Here is a 25170-nt window from a genome sequence, read left to right as displayed (position 1 = left end):
ATTATAAATCACCGGATCAAAGCGGCATGCCGGTGAAAAGATTTGTGCCCGTGACCGCTTCGATAACGGAAACGATGAGCGTTATAACGCCGAGCACCAGCGTATAATAAGCGAAAACCTGTAATTTGTTCGTGGTGACAATCCACTTGAGCAGCTTGATGGCGAGGAAGCCGACAACAGCCGCCGTAACAACGCCTGCAATCATCGCACCGACGCCAATGTCGACCGGCTGACCGATTGCATCTTTAATGGTAAGCACAGCTGCCGCCAAAATGGACGGGATGCCGAGCACGAAGGAATAATCGAGCGCTGCCTGCTGATTGATGCCGCGCAGAAGACCTGCCGCCATGGTGGAGCCGGAACGGGAAAGGCCCGGGAACACCGCCGCCGCGCACTGCGTGACACCGACGCAAATGGCGTCTGCCGTGTGGAACTTTGTGCGGCCGCGAATCTCGCCGACTTTACCATCCTTACGCGTAAAGTGATGTACCTTTGCACCCTTGGAAGCACGGATACCGAGGAACAGCAGGGCACTTGTCATGAGGAGCGCAAAGCCCTCGATCCAAATCGTCGAATCCGAAGCCCACAGCTCCGAAATATCTTTTAACTTCATGCCCGTGCCCGGAACCGGCAGGAACAAAAGGAACAGCGGGATAAGGCCGATCATGAGCATCATCAAAAGTCTGCGGTCATGATCCATTTCTTTCCACTTGAATTTGCCGCGGAATACGTCTGCAACGAGCGAAATAAACGCCTTAATGAGCCGCCAGATGAGCTTATAATAGACGGCACATACGGCGATGAGCGTGCCGAGGTGCAAAAGAATATCAAACAGCAAGCTGTCTACCTTTACACCCATGATGTGCTGTGCAAGCGACAAGTGACCGCTGCTTGAGACGGGCAGAAACTCTGTTGCGCCCTGTACAATACCTTGAATGATTGCTTCAAAAATAGACATTATGTAATCTCCTTTTCTGCGGATAATTTGGCTTTGTTCGGTTTTATCGGTATAATTATACGATAAATAAAAAGTTATGTAAACGGCAAATGCCGTTTTTAGAGTGATTTCTTGCCTTTTCTGGGCTTTGCACGCTGCTTATTCTTCTCTGCGGCAATCATTTTGTCGAGGCAATCCATGGCATCGTGCAGGCTGCCGAGCGTATCAATAAGCCCCTCTGCCACGGCTTCATCGCCGTCCAGCACCGTCCCCACGTCCATGACGAGCTCCTGCGTATTCATGGCGAGCTGCATAAAGCGCTCATAGGAAATGCCGGAATTTGCCGTGACGAAATTCGTAATGCGGTCCTGCATGCGCTGGAAATACTCCAGCGTCTGCGGCACGCCAAGCATTAGGCCGCTCATGCGCACCGGGTGAATGGTCATGGATGCCGAGGGCGCGATGAACGAGTGCTTTGCCGCCACTGCAAGCGGCACGCCGATGGAATGTCCGCCGCCGAGAACGAGTGACACCGTGGGTTTGCGCATGCCGGCGACAAGCTCTGCAATGGCAAGACCGGCCTCCACGTCGCCGCCGACCGTGTTTAAAATCATGAGCAGACCGTCGATGTTCGGGTCCTCCTCCACGGAGACGATCTGCGGGATCACGTGCTCGTACTTCGTCGTTTTGTTCTGCGATGGTGCGACGTAATGCCCTTCAATCTGTCCGATGACGGTGAGGCACTGGATGGTGTGCTTTCGGTTTTTGGTAACGACCGCGCCGCCCTCGCGGATCTGCTTCTGACGGTCGGAAAGGTCTTCGTTTTCTTCTTCGGCTTCGTCCGTTTCCTGCATGGAAAAAGACGAGCGTTTCTTTGTGCTTTTCATGCCGCAGCGCTCCTTTTGAATTAAGATGCGCTTAGTTTTCACAGAAAATGCGGAATCATACGCGGCACAAACTTTCACGTATATCAGTATAGCACGCTTTTACGCATCCTGCAAGGGCAAAGCGCAAACATGTCCGCCGATGTCCTGTAAATACATAGTATGCACGTTTTGCAGGGTTTAACTGTATTTCCTGCAATTTCATGCAGTTTATTCACAATTTACGATTGACTTTTCTCGCGAAATATCCGATAATGATAGAAACAGCGTCACATTCTCCCCCCGTGACACAGAGCTTCGCGGTACAGCCGCAGAAAGGTAAGGCTTTGAAATGTCCGATTTTACAAAGATCCCCATGAAAACGCCGCTTGTGGAAATGGACGGCGACGAGATGACCCGCATCATCTGGAAAATGATCAAAGATATTTTGCTGACCCCCTATGTTGACCTGAAAACGGAGTATTATGACCTTGGTCTGGAGCACCGCGAGGCGACGAAAGATCAGGTTACGATTGATTCCGCCGAGGCAACGAAAAAATACGGTGTGGCTGTAAAGTGTGCGACCATTACGCCAAACGCCGCGCGTGTGAAGGAGTACAACCTCACAGAGATGTGGAAATCTCCGAACGGTACCATCCGTGCCATTTTGGACGGCACGGTGTTCCGCACGCCGATTTTGCTGAAGGGCATCACGCCGTACATTCCGACGTGGACAAAGCCGATTACCATTGCGCGTCACGCGTACGGCGATCTGTATAAGAACGTCGAGATGCGCGTGCCGGAAAATGCAAAGGCTGAGCTTGTTGTGACAAAAGCGGACGGCACTGAGGAGCGCGTGACCATCCACGAATTCAAAACGCCGGGTGTGATTCAAGGTTTACATAATATTGATAAGAGCATTGAGAGCTTTGCACGCTCCTGCTTTAATTACGCGCTGAGCATGAAGCAGGACCTGTGGTTTGCGGCAAAAGACACGATTTCGAAGACCTACGACCACCGCTTTAAGGATATTTTCCAGGAAATTTACGACGCGGAATATAAAGAGAAGTTTGAAAAAGTCGGCATTGAATACTTCTACACGCTGATCGACGACGCCATTGCGCGCGTGATTCGCAGTGAAGGCGGCTACATTTGGGCCTGCAAAAACTACGACGGCGACGTGATGAGTGACATGATCGCGACGGCGTACGGCAGTCTTGCCATGATGACCTCCGTGCTCGTCTCCCCGGACGGCGTTTACGAGTATGAAGCCGCGCACGGCACGGTACAGCGCCACTACTACAAATATTTGAAGGGCGAAACAACCTCCACAAACTCCGTCGCAACACTGTTTGCGTGGACGGGCGCGCTGCGTAAGCGCGGCGCGCTGGACGACCTGCCGGAGCTGAGCGCCTTTGCGGACAAGCTTGAAAAGGCAACCTTGCAGACGATCGAAGAGGACGGCATCATGACCGGCGACCTTGCGGCGATGTCTACCCTGCCGAATGCAAAGAAAGTGGACACCGAGGGCTTCCTCCTCGCGATCCGCGATCGTTTGGAGCAACTTCTGTAACCCGACATGGATTTGAAAAGCGTGGGCGGCCTCCCTCCTTTTTAGGGTCTGGCCGCCCGTTTTTCTTTTCTTATTTATAAAAAACACTTGCACAGGTCTTTATGATGTGCTAAAATTTTGTCAAACGAGGTGATGATATGCAGAAGAAACCGTATATTTCCATGCCGGTCATTCGGCGTCTGCCGCGCTACTACCGCTTTTTGCGGCACTTGGACAAGCGCGGGGTGACGCGTATTTCCTCCAAGGAGCTTTCCGAAAAAATGGGCTTCACGGCTTCGCAGGTGCGTCAGGATTTCAACTGCTTCGGCGGCTACGGCCAGCAGGGCTACGGCTACGGCGTGCACCAACTTTGCGAGGAGATTGGCTCTATTTTGGGTGTGGACCGTGCACACAAGTGCATTTTAATCGGTGCAGGCAATTTGGGCAAGGCCATTGCGACGCACATTTCTTATAATTTCGCGGGATTTGATCTCATCGGTATTTTTGACAACAGCGAACAGGTCGTGGGCCAGCAGATTGCCGACCTGCGCGTACTCCCCGCTGCGGGCATCCGCCGCTTCTGCTCGGAAAACGCACCCTTGATGGCGATTTTGTGCGTGCCGGACAGTGCCGTGAAATCGGTCGTGGAGCTGCTTTATGACATCGGCATCAAGAGTTACTGGAATTTCAGCCACTACGACATTGCCCTGCGCTATCCGGACACGATTGTGGAAAACGTGCATCTGAACGACAGCATGATGACGCTGTGCTACCGCGTGACCGAAAACGAAAAAAGTTCTTAAAAGTCAAAAAATAGCTGTTGACAATTCAGCTGCATCATGCTATAATAATTGAGCCGTCAAACGAGACGGCAAAAAGAATATGCAGGTATGGCGGAATTGGCAGACGCGTATGGTTCAGGTCCATATGAATGCAAGTTCATGCAGGTTCAAGTCCTGTTACCTGCACCAAACTCAAAACCCGCATGAAATCTAAAAAGCTTAGATTTCATGCGGGTTTTTCCTCTGTTTTTTCTTGAAAATATTTTTATGTTTTAAAACTGTTTTTTACAAAATTAAGCTGTTTTTTATTAAAATGCAACACGATATGCAACACGCTTATTACCAATCTGCTAAATTGAGATTTTAAAAATTTTGAAAAGTATTGATTTTTAAAATCTGCCATGCTATACTAAATCTATCCGATAAGCTTTTATCGGTGTGTCGCGTCATCCTTTATGGGTGGCGGTGTTGGATAGAAACAACTATGTTTTCTTTGTGAAAACGGTAAAAGGCCGGAAGCGGAAACGCCTACCGGCCTTTTGCTTTATTTAAAACTCTTTTTTGATCTCATCGTAAGCAAATGTGTTTGTGAAATCGCCTGCATAGTCGCTGGAGTAAATGTAATCTTCATCGCCGACGATCTCCGCCGCCATGTTGTGGTATCTGCACTCGCTTGCTCTTTGCTTCTGCTCTGCGATGTGGTCGCTGTACTTGTCGCTTACTTCGCGCGCTGCTTCTTCTCTGCCCATGTAGTAAGCAATTTTTACGAGCTTTTCGATGCTGTCTTTGTCCATTTCGGTTTCGGTGTTGATGATGTTCTTGATGTAGTTCATGTAGTTTGTCATTTTGATTTCCTCCGTTTTGTTTTTCTTTCCTTTTGACACTTATATTATACAGCAACAGCTATATAAAGTCAAGTACTTTTTCAAAAGTTTTTGAAAAAATCTTGATTTTTTTCGCAAGACAAGCTATACTATTAAGCGTTCGGATTTCCTCCGAACATGTCGCCCCGGAAACGGGGCGTAGGATTGAAATGAAATTGTTTTTGCCGTCCTTTTGACAATTTCGGCACAAACAGGCAAAACCCCGGTAGCTGATTAGCATACCGGGGTTTTTGCTTTTACTCGTCGATTTCTCGCAAATCCTCCGCCCGAATCGATAGGGCAGAGGACAATTTGCAGACCGTATCAAATTGAGCTTTGTTGATGTTGCGATTTTTGCACTCATATTGCTGTATCATTCGGACGTTTACGCCGGACTTGCTCGCTAATTGGGACTGAGATAATCCGGCGGCTAAACGTAATCGCTGTAAGTTTGTCATTTTTGAGCTCCTTTACTTTATTCGGTGGATCGTGGGCAACATATTATCCGCATTGCCTGCATTTACAAAAATCGGCGCTACCCATTTAAGGATCAGCTTACGCGTACCATCTTTTAAACCCTCTTTAAAAATTTCGGGCAGATGTAATGCCCCACATAGAGAGCCACAAGGTGATGTAACTTACATCATCCTCGTCACAATCTTCCCACGGCGTTTCCGGGTCGTTGGCGATCTCTTCAATAAAATCAATTTCATCGGTTACGCCGCTGTCTTCAAGCGCGGTAAGCGTTAAACGACCTTCCTCTGTTTCAAGCAGCCAGTTTTTGTTAAGTCCTTCGATGCCGCTATAAAGCTTGTAAGTGTTTTTGCCGATGGTAATGTAAGTTTTTTTCATTTTTCACACCTCCTTAAAATCCCATTTTTTTCATGTCCCACGTCGGGCGCCAACCGGCATCAACAAGTCCGCGTTTTCCGTTCTCCTTGAGCACTTCCGCGAGGATCATGTCTGCTAACTTTCCGTAGTTGTCGCGGCGATCAATGACTAAGCCTGCTTTAACTTCCGGCATTGCCTGCACAAGCTTTTTGATTTCGGCCTCATAGCGCTTAGCGGCCTCGCTGTAAAACTTAACCTCTTCGCAATATGTGCTTACTTCGCCGTGCGCTTTTATTTCTTCTTCGGCAGTAGACGCAATATACATCAAAAAATCATACGGGCCGCTCACAATTTTCTTTGCCCATTCGATTTGCTTTTCACTGCCGATAAAATTAAACATCGTGTTCATCATTTTGATTTCCTCCGTTTGTGTGAATTGATTTTGTGTCCTTGTCCTTTTGACACTTATATTATACAGCAACAGCTATATAAAGTCAAGTACTTTTTCAAAAGTTTTTGAAAAATATTTTGTTTTTATATTGATTTTTGCAAAATGTATGATATACTAAAGCCATCCGATAGGTTTTATCGGTGTGTCGCGCCGTCTCACACGGGCGGCGGTGTTGGGTAGAAATAATTGTTGTTGCTTTATTGCAAAAGTAAAAGGCTTGTCAGCATGATGCTCCAAGCCTTTTACTTTTTACAATTATTTCTTTTTTTTGAAAATAAAAAAGGCGCAGAGCCCGCTCGGAGATCCCGGCAGCCCTGCGCCTTTTGCTTTGATTTGCAAACTGTTAAAAATGCCTATTTTGCCATTTTAGCAAACAGTTTGCAAATCAATGTGATAATTCAGCGGCTTTTTAACATCTTACTCCATCTGGATTGCATCAATGGCCGAGCCGTAAATGCCCGCGTAGCCGTTTGCACCGGAATTGTACTTGCTTCCAAAGCGCACCCAACCAAGCCAGCCGCCGCCCTTGATATGTACGCGGCAGTCTACAAAGCCGACGGGCGTACGTATCTGTACGCCGTCGATCTGCTCGCCGTAAATGCCCGCGTAACCGTCTGCACCTGCGCCGCTGTTTTTGATCTCTGGGAGCCAACCGCCGCCCCGGAGATGAACGCGATAATAAATATCGCAGTTTTTGGCATTGATTTTAAGTCCTTCCATAGCCTGTCCAAAGTTGCCCGCGTAGTCCTCGCAGTTTTTTACCTGCGGGAGCCAATGGCACCCCGCGTATGCGGAATACGTCAGATCACCCGTGCAGGTGGGCTTCGGCGTACTCGGCTTGGGTGTAGGCTTTGCCGGTGTGCTCGCCGCACCAAGCTTTGCGTTGACCTTGGCGGCAATATCGGCGTGATGATTATAGAGGTACGTGCCCGGACAAGATTTATTATCAAAATCGCGGTGTACCGTCATGTTTGCGCCGTTGAGATGGTACACGCGGGTGTTTTTGTCCGTGCTCCATACGAGTTTTTTGATGCCGTTGCGTTTGCAAATGTCCGCAACGAGGTTGATAAGCGCCGCGTACGCTTTGCCCGTCACGGCGTAAGGCTCCGACATATCGGATGCCACCTCAATCGTTACGGCGCGGTGATCGTTATCGGGGGACGAGCTGCACCAAGAGCGGTCGCGCTCCTCCACGTACATACCTACACGCCCATCGTATCCGATGCCGTAATTGGAGGAGGCCCCACGATTAGGATTGGCAAAGATGTTTCCGAGCGTCTCCACGCTCACCTGTCCAACCACGCAATGGATCGTGATTGTATCAATCGCGTGCTTTCTGGGGCTGTTTCTGTTGGGCGAGATACGAGTGTGATTTACAAGTGCGCTGTTTGTGTATGACATTTAGTCCTCATTTCCTTTGTTGTTCGAGAGTTCTTTCAAAGCTTCTTCTTTCAGTTCGTTTTCCTTCGTTTCCTTCACATTTTCCATTCTGCGTCCTCCTCTCTTAGTTGATTTAATCGCGCGTAGGTTCGTCCGTTACTTCCGGCAGACCAGCGACGCTCGTCAGCACGCTCAGCACGCCTGCAAGGGCGGAAGCGGATGCCACCATTGCCCAATTTACGTCACCGAGCGCAATACTTGTGCCGATTGTTGCCACGGCGGTCTGCGCGATTGTTTTCACGGCGCGGACGCCCGCGGCCTTGAGCCAATTTCTCCACTTTGTTTTCATGGGTGATCCTTCCTTTCGATGTCCTCCAGGTCTGCAAGGCGGTGGTTTACGACCTTGATTTGCTCTTGTATTACGGGGATTTTTTCCGCAAAATTATTATGTTTTCGCACCTCCCGCGTGAGCTCTTCGATCTTCGCGTCCGTGATCGCCTGCGCGACCCGGAGCTTTTCTTCTGCGCGGCGGTTGCTGGCGACGTTGGTGATGATGACGCCGACAAGCGCGAGCCCGCCGGTGATGATCGCGACAAAAATGTTTTCCATTGCTCGCCCTACCCTCCCTTATCCGATGATTGAAAACGCGGGACGCACACCAACGGCGAAGGAAGAGTTGGCTTGGCCCGCACGACCATCGGCATTGACAACAGCGAAAGAGGTGGTCGATACAACATCTCTCAGTCCGAACAGTTGCCTATTTGACATCATAGACGGGTCGTGAGCAAAGAGCGGAAACTGAGACTTGTCGATAGTGTACAGATACGGAGCGGGAGAGCCATTATTACCCACACCAAAAATCTCACCGCCGTAAACATTTTGCTCGTTCATAAGCTCAACCGTGCTGTCGTACCAAGAGCCGCCACTCGGCTTACCGCCGTTAACGGCGTTGACGAGTAACTGACGATGGGTCATAATATGGTTTGAGCCAAATGCGTTGTTGATTTTTGTTTTCGCTTCCGCAAGTCCCTCCGTGTACATCTTAGAGCCGATGTAACCGCCCGTGGTAATGTTCGCGTCGTTCACGACATGAGTGTACAGGTTCGCGTCGGGGACAATTACGACATGATGGGTGGTGCAAGAGACATCTCCCGTCTTGTAGTAATAATCAAAAGCGGCAATACGCCAGTTGACACTATCAATTACCCAGTAATCACCGATATACAGGTCGGTAAAACTACCATCCGCAATAGCCGCCCATTGTGCGGCGGTCACGCTCGTACCGAGGTTTTTGCCGCGGTAGATGGAGTTATGCGCGCCAGCCCCGCTAGACAGTATGGCAAGCACAGGCGCCGCCGCGTTTTCCGCGTTCGTTGCCGCGGTCTGCGCTGCCGTTTTCGCGCTTTCGGCCGCAGCCGCATCGCTGCTGGCGTTGCTGGCTGCCGTCTCTGCTGCGGTCTTGGCGCCTTCCGCGTCGCTTGCGCTGGTGGCCGCGTTGGTTTCGGACTGTCCCGCATTGGTGGCCGCTGTCTGCGCCTGCCCGGCTGCGGTGGAGGCTGTACTCGCCGAGTTGGCGGCCGCCGTCGCGGAGCCTGCCGCTGCGCTGGCCGAAGATGCCGCCTGCCGTGCCGCCTCCTGCGCGGCGGTGACGTTGCCATCGATCCTCTCCGCCGCCGCGAGTACATCGGCGATCTGCTTGGTCAGGACGCTGTAGTAATCCGACGAGACGATCTCCGCGTCTGAGACGACGTTGTCCGAGACGTGCATCACGACCGCAAACGTCGCGATGCTGGTGCCCGCACTATCGTACAGCTTGATCTGTACCGGCACGTTTCCGCGCACCGTAAAAGCCTGCGGCACAATGGCCACGGTCACGACGTTGCCGTCGATCGTCGCAGCCGGCGTGCTTCCGTCAGGCAGCGTGTCGTAAAAGCCTGCGGTGCCGTCCGGCTTTTTGTAGCGGACGGTCACAAGCGTACCGTCTGGCACAGCCCACTGCGCGCCTCCCGCGTAGATGTTAAAAGCAATTTTGCGGCTGTTGCTGTCGTCCTGTACCGCGTGGATGATCTGCGGCGCACCCGGGTCGAGCAGGTCGACGCGCAGCGCCGCCGTTGTTTCAATTGGCATTTTTTATCGTCCTCCCCTACGAGTTATTGCTGCAGAGCACGTAGCGGTTGAGCTGCGAGTCCCATACCCACTCCACACCAAAATCCGCGTTATCGCCGATGGCGATCCGGTCAAAGTGCCCGATGCGCTGCCCGTTTACTATGGACAGGATCGCGTTTCCGCTTTCGGTTTTCACCGCGTTGTAGACAACCAGCGTCCCGGCTCTAAACGTTCCGGCATAGCTCCCGTCGCTTTTTTCGCCCACGCCCGCGCCGATCGGTCCGAGGTACGAGTAAGCGCCGTCCTCGCCGAGGCCGCCCTCATTTGTCACGGTGCCGGAAAAAACCTGCACAAGGCCTCCGGCACCTTGACCTGTCGAATAGATGCGCACGCGTAGGTTGTCGTTTTCCATCAGCTTTAGCACCGCCGCCCACAGGTCCATCTCAAACCTTTCATTTCGGCTTACAACATGGTCAGAGATCAAGTTGACGATGTTGACGAGATCAGCGTTGAGCGTGCCCGCTGTGATAAAATCGGCGACCATACCGTTTTCCAACGTGGCCCCGTAAGAAAACGGGCCGTTGTAGCCGTTATTGCTCGCGCCCCATCCCTCATGATTAAAGCGCCACACCTTGCGCGCCTTGGTCGGGTCCGGATCATCCGCAATGTACAGCGTGTCCGGCATGCCGTCGTTGTTGGTATCCAGCAAGCGCACCGCGCCGCCGGATGCGCCGAGGATGGTCTCCGTAAGCGCAAGCACTGCCTCTCGCAAGTAAGTTTCGCTCGGTTTCTGCTTGATCTCCTGTTGCTGCCCGACGATAGTGTCCGCGATGTTGGTACGCACGTCTCCGATCTCGACGGAGTTGTACCGCTCAAGCAGCACGTCCGTCTCGATCTTGACGATTTCGGCCTTCGCCTCTACGCCGAGCCGCGGGTATCTAATCGTCACCGTGTCGCACAGGTCGCACTTTTCGAGCAGCGCAAGATCCTCGTATTCCGGAAACTGCTCGAGCTGGACAAAAGATGCCGTGATGCTTGTTTTAGGGATGCCGATCTTGTTGTCCTCGACATACTTTTCCGCACGTGCCTGCAGCTGCGCCGACGTTGGCTGCGCCTCAAAATCGTTGGAAAAATCCATCGGCACGACGCGCGTAAAATCATACGTGCCCGGCGCGTTGACGATCTTTGGGTCGCAGGTCACGAGCGCACCCTCGGCGTTTGTCCAGTAGGGATAGATGCCGGTCGCCACGTTGGAGATGTTGCGGTCCTGCTCGATGTCCGTCAGGTTTTTGCCGTAGCTAATCACGACGCCGTTGTCGTATCCGCGATGGCCGTACAAGCGGACGGTAAAGCCGTCCCACTCGTACTCACCGCCGTACACGTCGAGGATCGAGCCGGATGAGCCGCCGAGAACCGAGCGCGTCGACGACGGTGTAGAGACAGCAAAAGACGCGACGGTAGCCTTGTCCGTCCAAAATGTGAAGGGACTGTCCACCGCCGCGTTGAGGCTGAGCTTTGAAAGCGCATCCGGCGCGTTGACTGCTGTAAAAGGATTGAGCGGCACGCCGGAAAGGTCGTAGGTGATATGCTGCGCGTACACCATGATGATTCCGTCCATCGGCCGCGTGATCCGGTAGATACGGAAAGGCTGCGGCGCCCGGTATGGGCTCGGGATCGCATAGATGATGCAGCGATCCGTGATCTCGTCAAAATGCACGCCGGTGTCCGGGTATTGCATCGTCAGCTCGAAAGCGCCGTTGCGCTCCTCGTTGACCGTGCAGCTGATTGCATCCGTCAGGACGCCTAGCCCCTGCGTGTTAAACTCCGTCGCGGTGGACGGAAAAAGAATCGGTTTCATAGTGCCCTCCATCTCGGCGTGATCTCCACCGCAGTGACGCCGCCGCTCCAAGTAATCCGCGTTTCTCCGGCAGGCAGGATCGGAAACTCGCCGCCGGCAATGCGTATCGTACCGTTTTTGTTTTCAAGGCCGTTGTAGGCATTTTGCGTTTCGGCATCCAGCGTCAGGCCGCTGTCCATGCTGTCGATTGTCACGGTGACGCCGCCGACCGTCAGCATGCCGCTTCCGTTGCCCGTGATCTGGATCAGCGGCAGCGATTCGTCCCAGTTGTTCAGCAGGATTTGTCCATTTTCGAGCGCCTGCACCCACGTGCCCGCCTTGATATACCGGTGCGGCTTGCAATTAAAATTCAGCGTCGTCTCGCCCGACCGGTTCAAAAACCGCGTGTCAAAATCCAACGGACCGGTAAAAATCGCCATCCGGTATTCGTCCGGGTGGTAATCGTCCTCCAGCTTATGGTACTGCATCGGCGAGCCAAGAAGCCATGCGCGCGCCGCATCGGTATTCCGCAGGAAATCGCGGTGGATAAAAGCCGGATACGACACTGTGATGTTTTTATACCGCTTGTTATCTCGGATCAGATCGCCGGACCGCCCGGGGATGGACACGAGCTCATAGCCCCTTTCAGGGCCGTTGAAGGTGTTTTCGCCGCTGACATAGATGCCGTACTCGCGGCAGCAATGCCCGGCAAACCAAAATTTATGCACCGAAAACCGCCGCCTTTCTTTCTGTTGCGTTTTGCATCTCATCCATGATGATATCCGCCAGCGCCCGCACGTCCTGTCCCGGCGCGCCGTATACCGTGATATTGACGCCGCCGAGGTCAGTCTGGTTGGTTGTGTTGCTGGTGAGCGGCTGCACCATGGCGCGGTTTCCCATCATTGTGAGCAGCTCCGGTCCGGCCTCACCAACGATCGCCGAGCCCTGCGAGAGGATACCGCCCTTTGCCAGATACGGTATATTCGGGATATACGGGATACTGAGGCCGAAATGCCCGCCGCCGAGCCATTTCGGCATGGTAAAGCTGATCGAGTTTAAGCCTCCGATCAAGCTGTTAATTGCGCCGACCGCGCCGTTCAAAAGCCCGATGATGCCGTTTAACGGCGCTTTTACCATGTTGATGAGGCTGTTAAACAAGCCGCCGAAGATGTTGACGACGCCTTGCCACGCCTGCTTCCAGTTGCCCGTGAAAACGCCTTTGATGAAATCGAGCACACCTTGAAAAATCTGCTTGATCGCGTTCCACGTGTTTTCAACATTTCTCATAAAAGCGTTGATAACGTCGCCCAGTCCCGGACCGAAAATTTCCGTCCAGTCCATTTTGAAGACGCCTTGCAGCCAGCTATCCAGCCCCAAAAGGATGCCTTCGATCAGGTCGCACGCGCCTGTGATTATCCCAGTGATGGTGTCCCACACGCCCGAGACGATCTCCTGCACACCGTTCCACGCCTGCTCCCAGTTGCCGGTAAAAATGCCTTGAATAAAATCAATTACACCGTTGAGGATCTGATAAACGCCGTCCCAGATGCCTTTCAGCAGCGAAAAGAATCCATTCAGCACATTGCCTAAGACGGGGCCAAAAATCTCCGTCCAGTCCGTAGCAAAAACGCCCTGCAGCCATTCGTTAAAACCTGCCAGCCATGCCTTGATCTCTTCGCCTTTTGTGACAATCAACACCAGCACTGCAATCAGTGCGGCGATGGCCGCGATCACAAGCACGATCGGGTTTGCTGCGAGGAAGGACAGTGCACTGGAAATTGCTGAAATACCACTGATCACGCTTTGCACAAACTCGACGATTTTCAGCGCAGTCAGCGCGATACCGATCGCGCTGATTACACCGATTACGATTTCCTTGTTTTCGATCAAAAAGGATACGACGTTCGATACCGCATCAAAAAAGTTCTGGACGTATCCGACGATGGTATCCATGTCGATGCCTGCCGTTGCATCCAAAATCGCTTGTAAAATGCCGTTTATGCCCTCCTGCACAGCTGTAAGTACAGGCTGCACACGCTCCGAAAGCTCGGCTGCCTTTTTCGTAAATTCGAGCTGCGCGTTGTTGGCGTCTACAATGTCCTTGTTGTTGCTGTACCATGCATCGCCGACATCACTGAGGCCCTGATCGGCCATAGCCCGTAAGACGAGGTTTGTCCGGTCGGCCTGCGTTTCGGCGTCCTGCAATGCAAGATTAAAAAAATCTTCGGCGCTGGAAGCATCTTGCACCGCCTTGTTCCACTCCTCGTTTTCCTCGGTGTTTTCTTTGAGCATTACGCCGAAGGTCTCGCCCTCTTTGCTGCCCCAGTTCAGGACGTCCGCAAAGGTGCCCGTCACCTGCCCGGCGCGGATTGTTTCGTTTATCGATTCCGCAAGACCGTCGATCGGGATGCTGTCCCCGTATTTCGCCCAAGCGCCGACGGCACTCGAAATCAGACTGTTTATATCCTTTTGCGACGCACCAATCGCCTGCAGGTTCGCCGTTGTTGTGGCAGCGGACTGATCGTCCCCAAGCGCCCCGTAAAGCTGAGAAAAAGCCTCGCTTGTCTCCTCCGCGGAGTATCCCGCCGCCTCGCTGGAGGTTTCCAGCGTGCCCATGATCTTGCGGTACTCTTTGGTTTCCTCGTTCAGATCCTTAATCCCGGATACGATTCCCTTGATGCCCTCGACAAATACATCGGCTTTGAGATGATCGGCGAAACTGGACGCACTGTCTCCCGCTTCTTCGAGCGCGTCGTCTGCGTCCTTGGCCGCATCTTCTACGTCCTCGATCGGCTTCTCGTCGATCTTTTTGACCTTTGAGGCTGTCTCGGACGCCGCGTCTCCAAGTTGTTTTAAAGCGGATTCGCCCTTTGATTGCGCGATTTCATCCTGCAAGCTGGACGCCGCCTTTTCGGCTTTCCGCAAATCCGCTTCCGTCGCGACGATTTCGCGCTGCAGTGCATCGTACTGCGCCTGCGAGACTTTCCCCTGCGCAAACTGTTGCTGCACCTGCTTTTCGGCGTTTTTCAGCGAATCCAGCTTTTGCTTTGTCTGTTCCACGCTCTCCGCCAGAAGCCGCTGCTTCTGCTCGAGCAGTGTGGCGTTGCCCGGGTCCAGCTTCAGCAGCCGTTCGACGTCGCGCAGCTGCTTCTGTGTCGAGTTGATCTCTTTGTTTACGCCCGAAAGCGCTTTAGACAGTGCAGTCGTATCGCCGCCGATTTCGATTGTTATACCCTTGATTCGATCCGCCATCTAATCACCCTTTCGGAAAAAAGTGGTTAATATCCGCCTGCGTTGCTTTATACGGATATTTTTCTTGGTCGTTCGCCTGCTCGATCAGCATATCGTAGACCATGCCCACTGTCATATCGTCGAGGTCCTCGCGGCTCAGTCCCAACTCCGCGCAGCGGAGCATAAAGGTCGCGCCGGTTGCTTCACGCACCGTCTGCCTTATTTTTTTTTAGACTTTGCTGTCGTCTGCGCGTTGATCGCCCAAAGCTCGAGAATTGCCGGAAGCACCTCGTAAATCGAAAACGTCTCGAATCCGTCGAGCCACCCCTCCGGCGTGTCCGGGATGTTGGCGTCATACTGCCGCGCCATGATGTAGGCGGCATTTTCAAAAATTTCGAGGTCGGTCACGTCAAGCTGAGATTCGTGCACCAGCGCTTCATAGGCCTCGCGCTCTTCGGCGGGCGCATCTTCTGCCGGTTTTTTGGCATGGATGCCCTGCAGCGCTTTGGTGTACGCCTTCTGCAGGTTGTTTAGGTCCTGAATCATGTCCCGGCCGATTTTATGTCGGTAAAGGCGCGGGGTCAGGGCCGAAGCCCTAAACCCCACCTCCTTTCCGTCAATTTGAATTCTTTTCTCCATATGCTTTACCTTTCTCAACCTGCGGTAGGCGTATAGACCTTCGTAAACCAAGCCGTGCGAACGCTCTCCGGCGTCTCACTGGTCGTGCGTGCAAAGACGTTGCCGTTTTCGAGCGACGTCGCAGAGATCGTGCTGGTCTGCGTCTGCGGCTCCTTGGTGTCCGTACTCGTCGCGCCGACAATGCCCGGGCGCGTGCCCGTGCAGTTGTACATGCAGTACAAATCGTTGTCGGCGTCGCCGTCGATCTGAAAAAGGAGTGCGAAGCTCTTCGGCTCAACACCTACATTCTCAATGATCGTCTTGTCGGTGCCATTGAGCACGTATCCCCAGACATCCTGCAGCATCTTGTCGATAAATCGCGCCATTTCGAGGTCGCCCTCGTAGCCGTTGTTTGAACTGGATTTGTAGTACACAACGCCGTCCGCGTAAAACGGCGTGATCTCGCCGCTCGCCTCGAGCGACAGATTCACGGCGCCCGGCACAGGGACCGGATTTTCCCATGTCGGCGTTTCGCCGTCTGCGGTCATTACCGCGTAGTGCACGTTTTTGATGTTAAACTGCACCTTGTTTTCGTTTGTCGCCATTGTTACACCTCAACTTCGTACAAAATTTGATAACATTTTTCTGTGTCAATATAAGTTTCCGATTTTTCCCAAAAGAGCAAGGACAGGGCGCTTTCCACCATGCCCTCCGCTTCGGGATTTTTATCTTTTGTGTAAAGCTCGATCTGCACATGATCGATTGGCTGGTATACGACGCCGTCCGCCGAAAAGTTGTTGCTGTATGCGGCGAGATAGCAGATGTACGGCAACTCAGGCGCTCCGCCAATCGGCCATGCCCTGTATACCACGGGCAAACCTGTGCTTTCCAAAAGCTGATATAGATTCTCCAGCGTCATTTTTTGATCACCACCTTCACGGCACCCACGAGCTTATCTGCAGCAGCCTGCTCGGCCGGGCGGATATGCGGCTTGCCGTCCACGCGGCCACCGTTTACCTTTGCATGACCGTTTTCGAGCAGATGCGTGAGCTGCGGCTTTGTGCGGTTGGATATGCGCACCCGGATGTCCTCTGGGCTTTCAAACTCCACCTTGGACGTCCAGCCACGCGCATACTCGCCGGTATCCCGCGGGGATGTCGTTTTCAACGTGCGGACTGTTTCTTTTGCCACGTCCTTCACCGATTTTTTTAGGCCTTTGGCGACCTCATCGCTGTAAGCCTTGAGCTCTTTCACAATCTCGATTTCAAGCTCCTGTAACCGGATTTTCCGCGCCACGCGCTACACCCGCCTTCCGTTCGAGATACAGCTCAATGCTGTCGTTATCCGGGTCTAAGTAGGTGCGGTACACGGCATATCGGCGCGCATTTTCACCCGAGCCGATCTGCACGATCTGCTCGCCGCTGTAATTCACAATCGGCGTCACGGCGACAAGCTGCGGCTGCAGTCCGTTCTGTCCGGCGTCTGCCCACTCTGCTCTCGTGACCGATTGCAGGTGCGCCCATACCGACGTTGTTGTCTCCGTCACCGTGACGTTTCCGATTGCGTCTTTTTTGTAGCTTTCAGCGATCAACAAAATGAGATCATCCATCTGCCGTCCCTTTCTGGCCGAAAAGCCGGTTGTTTAGTGCCCACCGCAGCATGCGTGGCATCTGCACGTTTTCCTCGCGCCGGCGGCGGTACAGGTAAGCGGCATACATTTCGACGAGCATCGCATCCTGCGCTGTATCCGCCAGCGTGATGCCCTCCTGCGCGATGTAGGCTCTGGCCGATGTGATCAATACAAGCAGATACAGGTCGAGCGCAGAGCTTGAAACTTGCAGGTCAACCTTCAAAATCTCTAGAATATCTTCATCCGTTAACGTCAACGCCGCTTACCTCCTTGTTTTTTACTTTGTTACCGAGACCGTATAGACGCGCACTGCGTTGCCCTGCGTAACCGTGACCGTCAGCGGATGCGCTGCGCCGTCCGTCAGCCATGTCACTGTGCCACCATTGCGCACATTCTGGCCGTTGTAGCTGATTGCCACCTTCGCGCCCGGCTGGCTGCTGGTTGCCTCGATCTTTGCGCTCGTCCCGGTGGGTGCAAGCGTATAGCTGTATGTACCCGTTGCAAATACGGGCGACAGCGTCTCTGTGCCGACCGCCAGCGCGGTAAGCTGCGCGTCGTTTGCGGTATCTGCGGCAAAGTCCATCACGGTCGTGACCGCCGCGTTGTTGATGTTGATCGCAACAAATGCGCCCGGGATTACCGGCATACCGTCTGCGCGCTCCTTGCCTTTGAATACGGTGTTGTCCTGGATAAACTGCACCTCACGGCTGGACTCGATTGTCATGCCGGCGCGCAGCGCGAGCAGGTACAGATCGCCGTAACCGCCGATGATGTCGCCGTCCGGGATAAACTCGAGCACATCGATGTCGCCATCGACAACCGGCATTGTGCCCGGGAACTGCGCGACAAGACCGCCCTCGTAGTTAAACGCGATCAGCTTCGCGCGAAGCTTTGCGTAAGTTTTGCTGTTCATCGCCCAGAACTGGCGGCCGCGGCTATAGCGCGTGAAGGTGTTGCCGGCTGCGACAGCCAAAGCGGACCAGAAAGTAATCGGTTCGGCCGTGCTGTCCACTTTGAGGATGTTGCTGGTGTGGAGATCGACCCACTCCGGCGCATTTGCCGGATAATCGGCGGGCTTAGAGGTCTGCGCGAGGCGGGTCACGATGCCGAGCGGCATCTTGCTCGCCGCGCCCTTTCCGTACAGTATCGCCTTATCCAGTGCGAGGCCGATGCTCTCGGAGAGCATCTCCACGATCCAGCTTGCAAGGTTGATGTCATTGTCCTCGAGGATCGAGTTGCACACCGGCACATAGCCGGAGACCTTGAAGCCGTCAAGCGTGACCTGATTAAAAACAAAGGTCAGCTCGTTGATCGCGCCGCACATCTCCGTCCACACCGCTTCCGGAACCGTACCGGCAATGGTCTGGCGCGCCTCGCCGTTGACGTTGCGGATACGTACGCGGTTCAGCAGCTTAGAGTACCGGTACATGTTCTCCGCGATAATGTCGAGGAAAACGACCGGAATCGTGAGCTCTGCACCGGATACGCCGCGCTGCTGGCCCTTCATACTGCGCAACTGCGCAAAAAATTCGCGTACGTCCTCGCGGGCGACGATTTCGCTGCGCTGCTCCATCGGCAACGCGTCAAACGCACGTCGGCTCATGGGCAGCGCGCGGATGTTAATATTGGTTTCCATTTTTCTTTCCGTCCTTTCTTTTGTGAGATGGTTTTCTTTGCTTCTTGTTGGAGCAGCCGCTTCGGCCTCGGAAAGCTCCGCTTTAAGGCCCTCGATCTCGCCTGCCAACGCAGCTTTTTTGGCTTCGTGCGCAGTCTTGTCCGCGTCGAAGGTCTCTACCTCTTCGGTGACGGCCTGCTCCTGCTCCGACGTTTCTGCTTCGTTGATTGCTGTCTCAAGCTCAGCCTCACGCTTGGAAAACTCCGCATCCTTCTGGCGGAGCGTTTCCAGCTCGGCCTGCTTCTTTTCAATGCTGCGACGCAGCATGATTGCCTTAAGTGCCATTGTCTTCTCCTTTCAGGCGGCTTTTCATCCTTGCCTGCCATTCCTCTTTTCTGCGTTTCTCTGCCTGCTCAAAATCTTTCCGGCGCGCCTCTACCGAGGTTTTCTCATAAGCCGGAAACGTTACGACGGAAACTTCGTATAGCTTCACAGCCTTGATCCGCCACACCGTCGGCACACTGTCCTTGTATTCGACATCTTGATCGAGGATGTCAAATCCGAAAGAGCACTGATTCACGTCGCCGCGCTTCACACGCTCGTAAAGGTTCATCGCATCCTGATCCTGTTGGTTGATCGTGACGCTGCCCCAAAGTCCCCGCTCATCTACGCGCAGCGAAAGCGTCCCCGCCGTTGTGCGTCCTAGTACAAGCGTCGTGTCGTGGTTAACGAGCGCCCGTACATCTCCGTTCGTTTGTCCGTCGAATGCTCCGGGCTCGATCGTCTCATATGCGCCATCCCAGAGCTCGTATCGGCTCCCAAACACGGCGAAATACCCCTCGATATAGAGATTTCCGCCCTCGGCACGGGTGCAGAAACCTTCGCTCCGCGCCATAGCCGTGCGTTTATACATCATGTGTTGTCACCTCCGTTCAGTTTGTTTTGATCTCCGATCATCCCTCGCGGGATGTAGTTCTCGAGGATTACAAGGTCGTCGAGGCCGGAAAGCGGAGAAAGTCCGATCCAGTCGCGCACCTCGTTTCCGGTCATGATCCCGCGTACATATTGATCGTTCGCCACCGCTGCAAGGTCGCGCAGGTCATAGTTGTAAAGGCTCCGCGCGTTAAACCGAAAAAACCAATCTGGATTGTACAGGAGCTTTTTGGTCATTTCCTGTTCGATGTTCTTCGCGACCGGCATGATCGTGGAGCTGATAAAGTTGTTCCAAGCGTCGCGGTGGAAATCCCCGATCCCCAAAACAAAAGGCGGCACGCCAAGAATGGCAGCCACCGTCCGTTTATCTAACTGTACGAAATCCGCGAGCGCAAGGTCGGAGAGCGTAAGCGGCCGAACCTGTTCCACGCTGAACTGCTCGGACGGGATCATCCATGGCTCGCCCGCCTGCGCTGTGTCGATATACTCGTGCAGGAGCTTTCTGCGCCCTTCCGCGCTCGCAAATTCGTCCGTGAGCGCATCCACCTTGACGATAATGCTCGGTTTCCAGTTGCTGGACATAAAACTTTTTTCCGTGGTGGCCGCCTGCTTGAGATTGTTCGCGACGTCTGTCAGCGCGACACGGTAGCCCTCGCCTTTCCACGGATAATAGCTCCCGGGATTTAAAACAAAGTGCAGCACGTCGTCCGGGTCGTACTCCTGTCCGGCAATCACCACACGATAATCCCACACGCCATCCGGGACAAACGCTGTAAAAGCTGGCGGCACCGGTTTGAGGTCGCGCAGGATTCCGCGCTGCGTTTCCGGCCACACCACCGCGTTTCCGTTTCCTTCGAGCATCAGCGTCTTAACAATCCAGTGGATAAACGCCGCGCGGGTCATATTGTTGTTCGGACTGATGTCCACCTTGCGGCTCAGCTCGTTTTTGACCCGGATGTCACCGGTCTCCGTGTTTTCCATCAGATGGATGGTCATACTCGCGATTAGCCGCGCGATCGTGTCCACTGCCGTGCAGATCTCGGGATTCTGCGCAAGGCTCACGTAGCCCCGGCATTCGATAGATTCCCAGAGGTCTGCGCCCGCAAAGGCGATGCTCCTGCGCACCGGCTCGGCGCGCGGCGCTGGCCTGCTTCTTTTCTTCTTACTCAAGCTTCACCCCACCATTTCTTCGCCGCCCTGTTTTTTTCAAGGCTTTCGAGGTATCGGATGCAGGCAAACACCGACGCATCAAAAAGATCGATGCGGTGTGCCGGCTGCACCTTATCATATTGGATCATGTCGTCCGTCTTTTCGACGGCGGACACGTTTTCCACACAATACTCGTAGGCTTCCGAATGCAAGTAAAAAAGAGCGCCGTTTTTTGCACTCTGCTCGATATGTCGGAAGCCCTCCGACTTTTTGTAAAAATACTGTGGCTGATCGACGACTTGGAACCCCGCCGATTTCATGCCGATAAAATATTCTCGGCAGAATTTCCGATCGTGCCCGACCTGCCGGATTTTAAAGCCCCTGCGGCGCATCTCAACGAACCAGCTGACGACATCCGCATGGTTCACGGTCGGGCTGTTGCACATCGTAAGCCAGCCGTCGTCCTGCCACCCAAAAAGCGGGATGTTGTCCTGCTCCGCCTTGATATGCGCGGCGACCACCGGGAAAAAGGCGTGCGTGATCACGATGTCCACACCCCTGTAATGCCCGAAAAGCGCCGCAGCCGTCAGGTCGTGGAGCTTTGACAGATCCGCGCCGCCGTACCAGTCGATCGGCAGCTTTGCCAACTCGTCGAGCGTCCAGCTGTACTTGGCGTCGCTGCGGCGGAACTCCTCGATGTTGAAATACGCCTTGACCGCGTTCGTGTATACGTTCAGACTTTTTGCGAAAAAATCCTTGCGCTGCTGCGGGTCGTTCTGCGCCTGCAAGCTGTCGTTTAGGATTTCCTCCGGGCGGATGCTCACGCCGTAGGCCGGGTTTGCCATTTCATGCACGACCGGGTTCGTGTAGTCGATATTACCGTTTTCGTCCGGATTTGCGCAGCACATAAAGATAAAGTACTGCTCGTCCTTCACCGTGCCGTCCAGCACCTTTCGGCAATATTTTAGCCGCTGCCCAAGGAATGCCTGCTCGTTGTCGCCCGCGGTCGAGATGCCGATCAGCAGCTTATTGGTGTAGGCTTTCATGGCCTCTTTGAAAAGATTGTACTGCTTCGGCGTTTTAAAGGCATGAATCTCGTCGCAGATCGCGATGTTGCAGTTTAGGGAGTCCTGCGCGTCCGGGTTTGCCGCTAGTGCGCGGATAAAAAAAGATCCGTCCGGAAGCGTGGCCTCCATGGAGTGCTCGTTGTTGTTGTCGATGATTTTGACACATCCACCGCTTTTTGCGTCCTCACCCATCCGGCGGACGTTGTAGTCCAAAAAATTGAAGCTCTCCAACGACTGCATCAGCGCCGCCGACGCGATATAGGTTTTTGACCCGCTGCGCCGGTAAAGGAGTGAGAGCGCCCAGGAAAGCGCCGCGGCAAAACTTGTCTTAATGTTTTTTCTGGGGATAAAGATCAGCGCTTCGTGGAATCGAACGACGTCCGTTCCGCGCAGCTTGAAGCCCACAAGATTGTAAACGATGAATTTGTGAAACGGCTCAAGCTTGAACGGCGTCCCGCGCAGCGGCGTGCCGTCCAGCTTCTCCCCCTGTTGGTGGCAGATCGTTTTTTCGATGATCCGGATGCAAAACTCAGGCGCTTTGCTATCCATCCAGTACTCGGGATTGTCGAGGTCTAAAAAGAACCGATCCACAGCTTGGCGCAACTCCACGTACGCCGCTTTTCGACCAGTCCGAATGCTTTCGGCGTACTCGAGAGCCTCCGGCCAGTTTTTCCCTTTAACCGGATTCAATGCTGGCAAGCGCCGCAGCCAGTCCGCCCGGCTTTTCCAGACGCGGCGCGTCTCCCGTCATTTTTTTATAGCTCGAGGGTGTCATTCCAAGCTCGCGCCAGTACGCCAAAGCACTCTTGTTCAGATCATCCCAAAGCACAAGCAGCGGATTTTTCGTCATGTTTGTCGAGCCGCCCTTGTTCGTGTACTCGATGACCGACTTTCCGCCGGAAGCTTGGAACTCCCTGAAAGTCTTGTCCCGCTGCTCGAGGATTCCCGCCAAAGTATCCACCGCGGAATCATACGCGTCCTTCTGCACCCCAAGTGCAGACATCTGCTCCAAAATCAGTTTTTTCCATTTGTTTTTGGTCATATCCTGCATCCCTTTTGTCAAAAATCTGCCCAGAGTTGGAAAGAGTTACCCCCGCCGGTCCCTACAAGCCCCGGAAGGCGCGTCGGATGAGGGGGGGATCTCTGCGTCCGTTGAACAAGCGCCGCCCGTGAGTGCAGATATTTCTTTTATTTTTTCATACAGACTTTTGATGTCTCTGATCGCGCAGTCAAGCTCTTCTCGGTCGACTTTTATTTTTACCGTGATGTGCGGCTCTTTATCGCTCATATCCTGTACCTCCCCGCGTTCTTTGCTTTTTCCGGATGCATTTTGTTGTGGCACGCCTCACACAGGCTGATAAGATTGTCTGCGTTATACGCAAGCTCCGGATGCTCATCCGCGTGCTCTATGTGGTGTACGGTCGTTGCTTGACGGCGCCGCCCATACCGCAGGCAATACCGGCACAGATAACCGTCCCGCCTCAGTACAGACGCTCGCAACCTCCGCCATCTCGGCGCGTTGTAATCAAAGCTCATGATCCTATCTCCGAATCGCTGCACTCTTTCTTCCCGGTCTCCCGCAGATACGCTTCCCGCCGCTCCGTCAGCCGCGTGGTGCATAGCGCATACGGGCAAACCACAAGCATGCACAAATGCTCGCCCGTCCTCGCGTATGTATCCCAAACGCAACCGCTTGAGCGTGGACACGGGCGATATGCTTTTTTACTCATCTCTTTGCTTTCCTCCCGAGCTCCTCAATCAATTTTAATTCGCGCTTTGATAGTTCCCATTTCTCCGCTGCTGCTTTCTCCGCTGCTGCTTTCTCCGCTGCTGCTTTCCGATAGCAAGAGACCACCGCCGAAACAACTTTTTTTGGCTTCTGCCTGCGCGTCTAACTTTGCGATAGCAGTGCATTCATCGCGACGCACCTTAAAGTCTATGCCGTACTTAGAGTACCGCTGAAGCATCGCCGCAGTGACTACGTTATCCGGGTAATCATACTTTGGCCGCGTTCTGGTTTTTTCGGCTTTTAATCTATCCACAACCTCTTGTACCGCGCGACCAAGTTCGGGTGCCGCCAGTTTTTTACCACCTCGTATACCTCCGGCGGAGTGTAGCAGTCATCCGTCGTTAACTTAGGCTTAAATTTGTTCACAAACGCCTCGTACTCTGCGTTGCTCTCTAAAGCTGTCTGTTTTTCCATCGGCGCCTCCTGCATAGCAAAAGCGCCGAGGAACCTAATCCCCGGCGCTTTACCTAATAACTCTATTATTTAGTATATAGATTAAATCGCACCATTTGGTACAAAAACGCCGAAAAGCAAAAATTATTTTTCGCCCGGGCACTCATTTTTGAATAAACCATAATACTGACTTTTGAGCGTGTTGATCGCCGGAACTTTACCGCTTTTGCTCATCTGCGCTGCGACCCGGTCCCACGAATAGCCATGAAACGCACGAAGCATCACGACGCGCCGCAACCATGCGCTTTTGATGCCGAATACAAATTGCTCTATCTCTTGCTTTTGCGCTTTGAGCTTTGCAATGTGCTCGGCATATCTCTGCGGCCCAAGCCCGCGCACGGTGATGGGATGTTCGGCAAACGGAAATTCATCCGATGATCCGCGCACTATATCGCTTATCACCGTTTTATTCTCGCGCTCAAGCTCTTCGATTTCCGCGCAGATGTCGGGGTATTGCTCCAAAAGTTCTTTTGTCATTTCCCACCTCCTTACCCCCATTGATCGGCCATGGCTTTTGCCACGCCTGGAAATGTTTTTGCACGGTTTTTAGCTCTGTCTGTAGTAAACATACCTTTATATTGTCCTCCGTGTTTGTGACTGTAGCTCCCGCTCGGGCACCATGTAGCAACAGGCTCCACAACATTTGTAGATTCAAGCGGCGGAAGTCCTTTGAGCCACAAGCAGGTTTTTTTGGTGTTATGATATTCTGGATGCCCACCCGAGCACGGTAAAACGTCGCAGCTAAAAGCATAATGTCCTTTGTCCCGGAAAGACATTGCTACCCGTTGGCTCTCTTCACAAGCCACTAATACATTCATTTACTCATCCTCCATCGGAAATTCGAGATCATCGAGGTAAAGTGCTTCGCCAAGGCCACGCGCAAGCATATACCATTGCAGGCCGGTAAAATTCTTCGATTCCATCCGTATGATCTCGCTTTCTTCATCTTCCGGAGACGGAGCGAAAGTGACTACCAAGCCGCTTTCAACTGTTCTTTCTGTCCCGTCCTCGTATCGGATTGTAATCTTTTCTATCTGGCTTTTTTCTTTTGCTGCCCACTGCTTTTTTACAAGTGCCATTTTG

General features: G+C 53.3%; 34 protein-coding genes and 1 tRNA gene. 3 read left to right on the top strand and 32 right to left on the bottom strand.

Annotated elements, in window-relative coordinates; genetic code table 11:
* Positions 1-16: 16 nt before the first annotated feature.
* Positions 17-958 (bottom strand): undecaprenyl-diphosphate phosphatase, encoded by a 942-nt coding sequence (locus ACI0CA_RS06755; protein WP_308448191.1) that lies wholly within the window; start codon positions 956-958, stop codon positions 17-19.
* Positions 959-1056: 98 nt separating this feature from the next.
* A complete protein-coding gene (locus tag ACI0CA_RS06750; RefSeq protein ID WP_373367761.1) occupies positions 1057-1824 on the bottom strand; it encodes a ClpP family protease in 768 nt (255 codons plus the stop codon).
* Positions 1825-2152: 328 nt separating this feature from the next.
* On the opposite strand from ACI0CA_RS06750, the gene ACI0CA_RS06745 reads away from it, so the two are divergent.
* The 3 genes from ACI0CA_RS06745 to ACI0CA_RS06735 all read left to right on the top strand — a co-directional run bounded on the left by ACI0CA_RS06745 (position 2153) and on the right by ACI0CA_RS06735 (position 4323).
* A complete protein-coding gene (locus tag ACI0CA_RS06745; protein ID WP_308448190.1) occupies positions 2153-3373 on the top strand; it encodes an NADP-dependent isocitrate dehydrogenase in 1221 nt (406 codons plus the stop codon).
* A gap of 137 nt (positions 3374-3510) precedes the next feature.
* Positions 3511-4155: a redox-sensing transcriptional repressor Rex gene (locus ACI0CA_RS06740; RefSeq protein ID WP_176821283.1), complete on the top strand. Its 645-nt coding sequence runs from the start codon at positions 3511-3513 to the stop codon at positions 4153-4155.
* 81 nt (positions 4156-4236) lie between these two features.
* Positions 4237-4323, top strand: a tRNA-Leu gene (locus ACI0CA_RS06735).
* Positions 4324-4682: 359 nt separating this feature from the next.
* On the opposite strand, the gene ACI0CA_RS06730 is transcribed toward ACI0CA_RS06735, so the two are convergent.
* The 30 genes from ACI0CA_RS06730 to ACI0CA_RS06585 form a co-directional block, all read right to left on the bottom strand.
* Entirely contained in the window at positions 4683-4979 is a 297-nt protein-coding gene (locus tag ACI0CA_RS06730) for a hypothetical protein (RefSeq protein WP_446806395.1), read from the bottom strand.
* Positions 4980-5254: 275 nt separating this feature from the next.
* Complete coding sequence (locus tag ACI0CA_RS06725; RefSeq protein WP_395590184.1) at positions 5255-5455, bottom strand: helix-turn-helix domain-containing protein; 201 nt, start codon at positions 5453-5455, stop codon at positions 5255-5257.
* A gap of 124 nt (positions 5456-5579) precedes the next feature.
* Positions 5580-5849: a hypothetical protein gene (locus ACI0CA_RS06720; RefSeq protein WP_446806396.1), complete on the bottom strand. Its 270-nt coding sequence runs from the start codon at positions 5847-5849 to the stop codon at positions 5580-5582.
* A 13-nt stretch (positions 5850-5862) separates the two neighbouring features.
* Positions 5863-6240, bottom strand: coding sequence for a hypothetical protein (locus tag ACI0CA_RS06715; RefSeq protein ID WP_446806397.1), 378 nt, complete (start codon positions 6238-6240; stop codon positions 5863-5865).
* Between the two features lie 456 nt (positions 6241-6696).
* Complete coding sequence (locus ACI0CA_RS06710) at positions 6697-7680, bottom strand: N-acetylmuramoyl-L-alanine amidase (protein WP_446806398.1); 984 nt, start codon at positions 7678-7680, stop codon at positions 6697-6699.
* 112 nt (positions 7681-7792) lie between these two features.
* The gene (locus ACI0CA_RS06705) at positions 7793-8008 is read right to left on the bottom strand and encodes a holin (protein WP_446806399.1); all 216 of its coding nucleotides are present in this window, start codon (positions 8006-8008) and stop codon (positions 7793-7795) included.
* On the bottom strand, positions 8005-8268 hold the full coding sequence (locus ACI0CA_RS06700) for a hypothetical protein (protein WP_446806400.1): 264 nt from the start codon (positions 8266-8268) through the stop codon (positions 8005-8007). The genes ACI0CA_RS06705 and ACI0CA_RS06700 overlap by 4 nt, the downstream gene beginning before the upstream one ends.
* 18 nt (positions 8269-8286) lie before the next feature.
* Positions 8287-9786 (bottom strand): hypothetical protein, encoded by a 1500-nt coding sequence (locus ACI0CA_RS06695; RefSeq protein ID WP_446806401.1) that lies wholly within the window; start codon positions 9784-9786, stop codon positions 8287-8289.
* 16 nt (positions 9787-9802) lie between these two features.
* Positions 9803-11623: a phage tail spike protein gene (locus ACI0CA_RS06690; RefSeq protein WP_446806402.1), complete on the bottom strand. Its 1821-nt coding sequence runs from the start codon at positions 11621-11623 to the stop codon at positions 9803-9805.
* A complete protein-coding gene (locus ACI0CA_RS06685; protein WP_446806403.1) occupies positions 11620-12330 on the bottom strand; it encodes a hypothetical protein in 711 nt (236 codons plus the stop codon). The genes ACI0CA_RS06690 and ACI0CA_RS06685 overlap by 4 nt, the downstream gene beginning before the upstream one ends.
* Positions 12323-14854, bottom strand: coding sequence for a hypothetical protein (locus tag ACI0CA_RS06680; RefSeq protein ID WP_446806404.1), 2532 nt, complete (start codon positions 14852-14854; stop codon positions 12323-12325). Before ACI0CA_RS06680 ends, ACI0CA_RS06685 begins: the two co-directional genes overlap by 8 nt.
* Before the next feature lie 4 nt (positions 14855-14858).
* Entirely contained in the window at positions 14859-15044 is a 186-nt protein-coding gene (locus tag ACI0CA_RS06675; protein ID WP_418558886.1) for a hypothetical protein, read from the bottom strand.
* A gap of 8 nt (positions 15045-15052) precedes the next feature.
* Positions 15053-15472: a hypothetical protein gene (locus ACI0CA_RS06670; protein ID WP_446806405.1), complete on the bottom strand. Its 420-nt coding sequence runs from the start codon at positions 15470-15472 to the stop codon at positions 15053-15055.
* A gap of 14 nt (positions 15473-15486) precedes the next feature.
* Positions 15487-16056: a major tail protein gene (locus ACI0CA_RS06665; protein ID WP_446806406.1), complete on the bottom strand. Its 570-nt coding sequence runs from the start codon at positions 16054-16056 to the stop codon at positions 15487-15489.
* Between the two features lie 2 nt (positions 16057-16058).
* Positions 16059-16370, bottom strand: coding sequence for a hypothetical protein (locus tag ACI0CA_RS06660; RefSeq protein ID WP_446806407.1), 312 nt, complete (start codon positions 16368-16370; stop codon positions 16059-16061).
* A complete protein-coding gene (locus ACI0CA_RS06655) occupies positions 16367-16747 on the bottom strand; it encodes an HK97 gp10 family phage protein (protein WP_446806408.1) in 381 nt (126 codons plus the stop codon). The genes ACI0CA_RS06660 and ACI0CA_RS06655 overlap by 4 nt, the downstream gene beginning before the upstream one ends.
* A complete protein-coding gene (locus tag ACI0CA_RS06650) occupies positions 16716-17060 on the bottom strand; it encodes a hypothetical protein (protein WP_446806409.1) in 345 nt (114 codons plus the stop codon). The genes ACI0CA_RS06655 and ACI0CA_RS06650 overlap by 32 nt, the downstream gene beginning before the upstream one ends.
* A complete protein-coding gene (locus ACI0CA_RS06645; RefSeq protein WP_446806410.1) occupies positions 17053-17337 on the bottom strand; it encodes a hypothetical protein in 285 nt (94 codons plus the stop codon). Before ACI0CA_RS06645 ends, ACI0CA_RS06650 begins: the two co-directional genes overlap by 8 nt.
* Positions 17338-17358: 21 nt before the next feature.
* Complete coding sequence (locus ACI0CA_RS06640) at positions 17359-19041, bottom strand: phage major capsid protein (RefSeq protein WP_446806411.1); 1683 nt, start codon at positions 19039-19041, stop codon at positions 17359-17361.
* The gene (locus ACI0CA_RS06635; RefSeq protein WP_446806412.1) at positions 19031-19612 is read right to left on the bottom strand and encodes an HK97 family phage prohead protease; all 582 of its coding nucleotides are present in this window, start codon (positions 19610-19612) and stop codon (positions 19031-19033) included. The genes ACI0CA_RS06640 and ACI0CA_RS06635 overlap by 11 nt, the downstream gene beginning before the upstream one ends.
* Positions 19609-20799, bottom strand: coding sequence for a phage portal protein (locus ACI0CA_RS06630; protein ID WP_446806413.1), 1191 nt, complete (start codon positions 20797-20799; stop codon positions 19609-19611). Before ACI0CA_RS06630 ends, ACI0CA_RS06635 begins: the two co-directional genes overlap by 4 nt.
* Entirely contained in the window at positions 20796-22535 is a 1740-nt protein-coding gene (locus ACI0CA_RS06625) for a terminase large subunit (RefSeq protein WP_446807066.1), read from the bottom strand. Before ACI0CA_RS06625 ends, ACI0CA_RS06630 begins: the two co-directional genes overlap by 4 nt.
* Positions 22522-22887 (bottom strand): P27 family phage terminase small subunit, encoded by a 366-nt coding sequence (locus ACI0CA_RS06620; RefSeq protein WP_446806415.1) that lies wholly within the window; start codon positions 22885-22887, stop codon positions 22522-22524. Before ACI0CA_RS06620 ends, ACI0CA_RS06625 begins: the two co-directional genes overlap by 14 nt.
* A 45-nt stretch (positions 22888-22932) precedes the next feature.
* The gene (locus ACI0CA_RS06615) at positions 22933-23133 is read right to left on the bottom strand and encodes a hypothetical protein (RefSeq protein ID WP_446806416.1); all 201 of its coding nucleotides are present in this window, start codon (positions 23131-23133) and stop codon (positions 22933-22935) included.
* Entirely contained in the window at positions 23130-23381 is a 252-nt protein-coding gene (locus ACI0CA_RS06610; protein ID WP_446807065.1) for an HNH endonuclease, read from the bottom strand. The genes ACI0CA_RS06615 and ACI0CA_RS06610 overlap by 4 nt, the downstream gene beginning before the upstream one ends.
* On the bottom strand, positions 23378-23575 hold the full coding sequence (locus tag ACI0CA_RS06605) for a hypothetical protein (protein ID WP_446806980.1): 198 nt from the start codon (positions 23573-23575) through the stop codon (positions 23378-23380). Before ACI0CA_RS06605 ends, ACI0CA_RS06610 begins: the two co-directional genes overlap by 4 nt.
* A 24-nt stretch (positions 23576-23599) precedes the next feature.
* Positions 23600-23887, bottom strand: coding sequence for a hypothetical protein (locus ACI0CA_RS06600; protein ID WP_446806417.1), 288 nt, complete (start codon positions 23885-23887; stop codon positions 23600-23602).
* Positions 23888-24171: 284 nt separating this feature from the next.
* Positions 24172-24564, bottom strand: coding sequence for a hypothetical protein (locus ACI0CA_RS06595; protein ID WP_446806419.1), 393 nt, complete (start codon positions 24562-24564; stop codon positions 24172-24174).
* Positions 24565-24575: 11 nt separating this feature from the next.
* Positions 24576-24905 (bottom strand): hypothetical protein, encoded by a 330-nt coding sequence (locus tag ACI0CA_RS06590; RefSeq protein WP_446806420.1) that lies wholly within the window; start codon positions 24903-24905, stop codon positions 24576-24578.
* Entirely contained in the window at positions 24906-25166 is a 261-nt protein-coding gene (locus ACI0CA_RS06585) for a hypothetical protein (RefSeq protein WP_446806421.1), read from the bottom strand.
* Between the last annotated feature and the right edge of the window lie 4 nt (positions 25167-25170).

Origin of the sequence: Hominenteromicrobium mulieris, assembly GCF_046197855.1 — a bacterium.
GTDB lineage: Bacteria > Bacillota > Clostridia > Oscillospirales > Acutalibacteraceae > Hominenteromicrobium > Hominenteromicrobium mulieris.
The sequence above is the reverse complement of the archived record's forward strand: the minus strand, read 5'-3'. Positions and strand labels throughout refer to the sequence as shown.

What these genes read in the sequence shown, in the direction of transcription:
- ACI0CA_RS06610 (WP_446807065.1), bottom strand. Translation starts at nt 23,381, where the DNA reads ATGAGCTTTGATTACAACGCGCCGAGATGGCGGAGGTTGCGAGCGTCT.
- ACI0CA_RS06590 (WP_446806420.1), bottom strand. Translation starts at nt 24,905, where the DNA reads ATGAATGTATTAGTGGCTTGTGAAGAGAGCCAACGGGTAGCAATGTCT.
- ACI0CA_RS06700 (WP_446806400.1), bottom strand. Translation starts at nt 8,268, where the DNA reads ATGGAAAACATTTTTGTCGCGATCATCACCGGCGGGCTCGCGCTTGTC.
- ACI0CA_RS06585 (WP_446806421.1), bottom strand. Translation starts at nt 25,166, where the DNA reads ATGGCACTTGTAAAAAAGCAGTGGGCAGCAAAAGAAAAAAGCCAGATA.
- ACI0CA_RS06620 (WP_446806415.1), bottom strand. Translation starts at nt 22,887, where the DNA reads ATGACCAAAAACAAATGGAAAAAACTGATTTTGGAGCAGATGTCTGCA.
- ACI0CA_RS06690 (WP_446806402.1), bottom strand. Translation starts at nt 11,623, where the DNA reads ATGAAACCGATTCTTTTTCCGTCCACCGCGACGGAGTTTAACACGCAG.
- ACI0CA_RS06745 (WP_308448190.1), top strand. Translation starts at nt 2,153, where the DNA reads ATGTCCGATTTTACAAAGATCCCCATGAAAACGCCGCTTGTGGAAATG.
- ACI0CA_RS06705 (WP_446806399.1), bottom strand. Translation starts at nt 8,008, where the DNA reads ATGAAAACAAAGTGGAGAAATTGGCTCAAGGCCGCGGGCGTCCGCGCC.
- ACI0CA_RS06725 (WP_395590184.1), bottom strand. Translation starts at nt 5,455, where the DNA reads ATGACAAACTTACAGCGATTACGTTTAGCCGCCGGATTATCTCAGTCC.
- ACI0CA_RS06660 (WP_446806407.1), bottom strand. Translation starts at nt 16,370, where the DNA reads ATGACGCTGGAGAATCTATATCAGCTTTTGGAAAGCACAGGTTTGCCC.
- ACI0CA_RS06750 (WP_373367761.1), bottom strand. Translation starts at nt 1,824, where the DNA reads ATGAAAAGCACAAAGAAACGCTCGTCTTTTTCCATGCAGGAAACGGAC.
- ACI0CA_RS06665 (WP_446806406.1), bottom strand. Translation starts at nt 16,056, where the DNA reads ATGGCGACAAACGAAAACAAGGTGCAGTTTAACATCAAAAACGTGCAC.
- ACI0CA_RS06605 (WP_446806980.1), bottom strand. Translation starts at nt 23,575, where the DNA reads ATGAGTAAAAAAGCATATCGCCCGTGTCCACGCTCAAGCGGTTGCGTT.
- ACI0CA_RS06680 (WP_446806404.1), bottom strand. Translation starts at nt 14,854, where the DNA reads ATGGCGGATCGAATCAAGGGTATAACAATCGAAATCGGCGGCGATACG.
- ACI0CA_RS06720 (WP_446806396.1), bottom strand. Translation starts at nt 5,849, where the DNA reads ATGAAAAAAACTTACATTACCATCGGCAAAAACACTTACAAGCTTTAT.
- ACI0CA_RS06670 (WP_446806405.1), bottom strand. Translation starts at nt 15,472, where the DNA reads ATGGAGAAAAGAATTCAAATTGACGGAAAGGAGGTGGGGTTTAGGGCT.
- ACI0CA_RS06650 (WP_446806409.1), bottom strand. Translation starts at nt 17,060, where the DNA reads ATGGATGATCTCATTTTGTTGATCGCTGAAAGCTACAAAAAAGACGCA.
- ACI0CA_RS06615 (WP_446806416.1), bottom strand. Translation starts at nt 23,133, where the DNA reads ATGAGCGATAAAGAGCCGCACATCACGGTAAAAATAAAAGTCGACCGA.
- ACI0CA_RS06730 (WP_446806395.1), bottom strand. Translation starts at nt 4,979, where the DNA reads ATGACAAACTACATGAACTACATCAAGAACATCATCAACACCGAAACC.
- ACI0CA_RS06710 (WP_446806398.1), bottom strand. Translation starts at nt 7,680, where the DNA reads ATGTCATACACAAACAGCGCACTTGTAAATCACACTCGTATCTCGCCC.
- ACI0CA_RS06715 (WP_446806397.1), bottom strand. Translation starts at nt 6,240, where the DNA reads ATGATGAACACGATGTTTAATTTTATCGGCAGTGAAAAGCAAATCGAA.
- ACI0CA_RS06635 (WP_446806412.1), bottom strand. Translation starts at nt 19,612, where the DNA reads ATGATGTATAAACGCACGGCTATGGCGCGGAGCGAAGGTTTCTGCACC.
- ACI0CA_RS06695 (WP_446806401.1), bottom strand. Translation starts at nt 9,786, where the DNA reads ATGCCAATTGAAACAACGGCGGCGCTGCGCGTCGACCTGCTCGACCCG.
- ACI0CA_RS06740 (WP_176821283.1), top strand. Translation starts at nt 3,511, where the DNA reads ATGCAGAAGAAACCGTATATTTCCATGCCGGTCATTCGGCGTCTGCCG.
- ACI0CA_RS06755 (WP_308448191.1), bottom strand. Translation starts at nt 958, where the DNA reads ATGTCTATTTTTGAAGCAATCATTCAAGGTATTGTACAGGGCGCAACA.
- ACI0CA_RS06640 (WP_446806411.1), bottom strand. Translation starts at nt 19,041, where the DNA reads ATGGCACTTAAGGCAATCATGCTGCGTCGCAGCATTGAAAAGAAGCAG.
- ACI0CA_RS06595 (WP_446806419.1), bottom strand. Translation starts at nt 24,564, where the DNA reads ATGACAAAAGAACTTTTGGAGCAATACCCCGACATCTGCGCGGAAATC.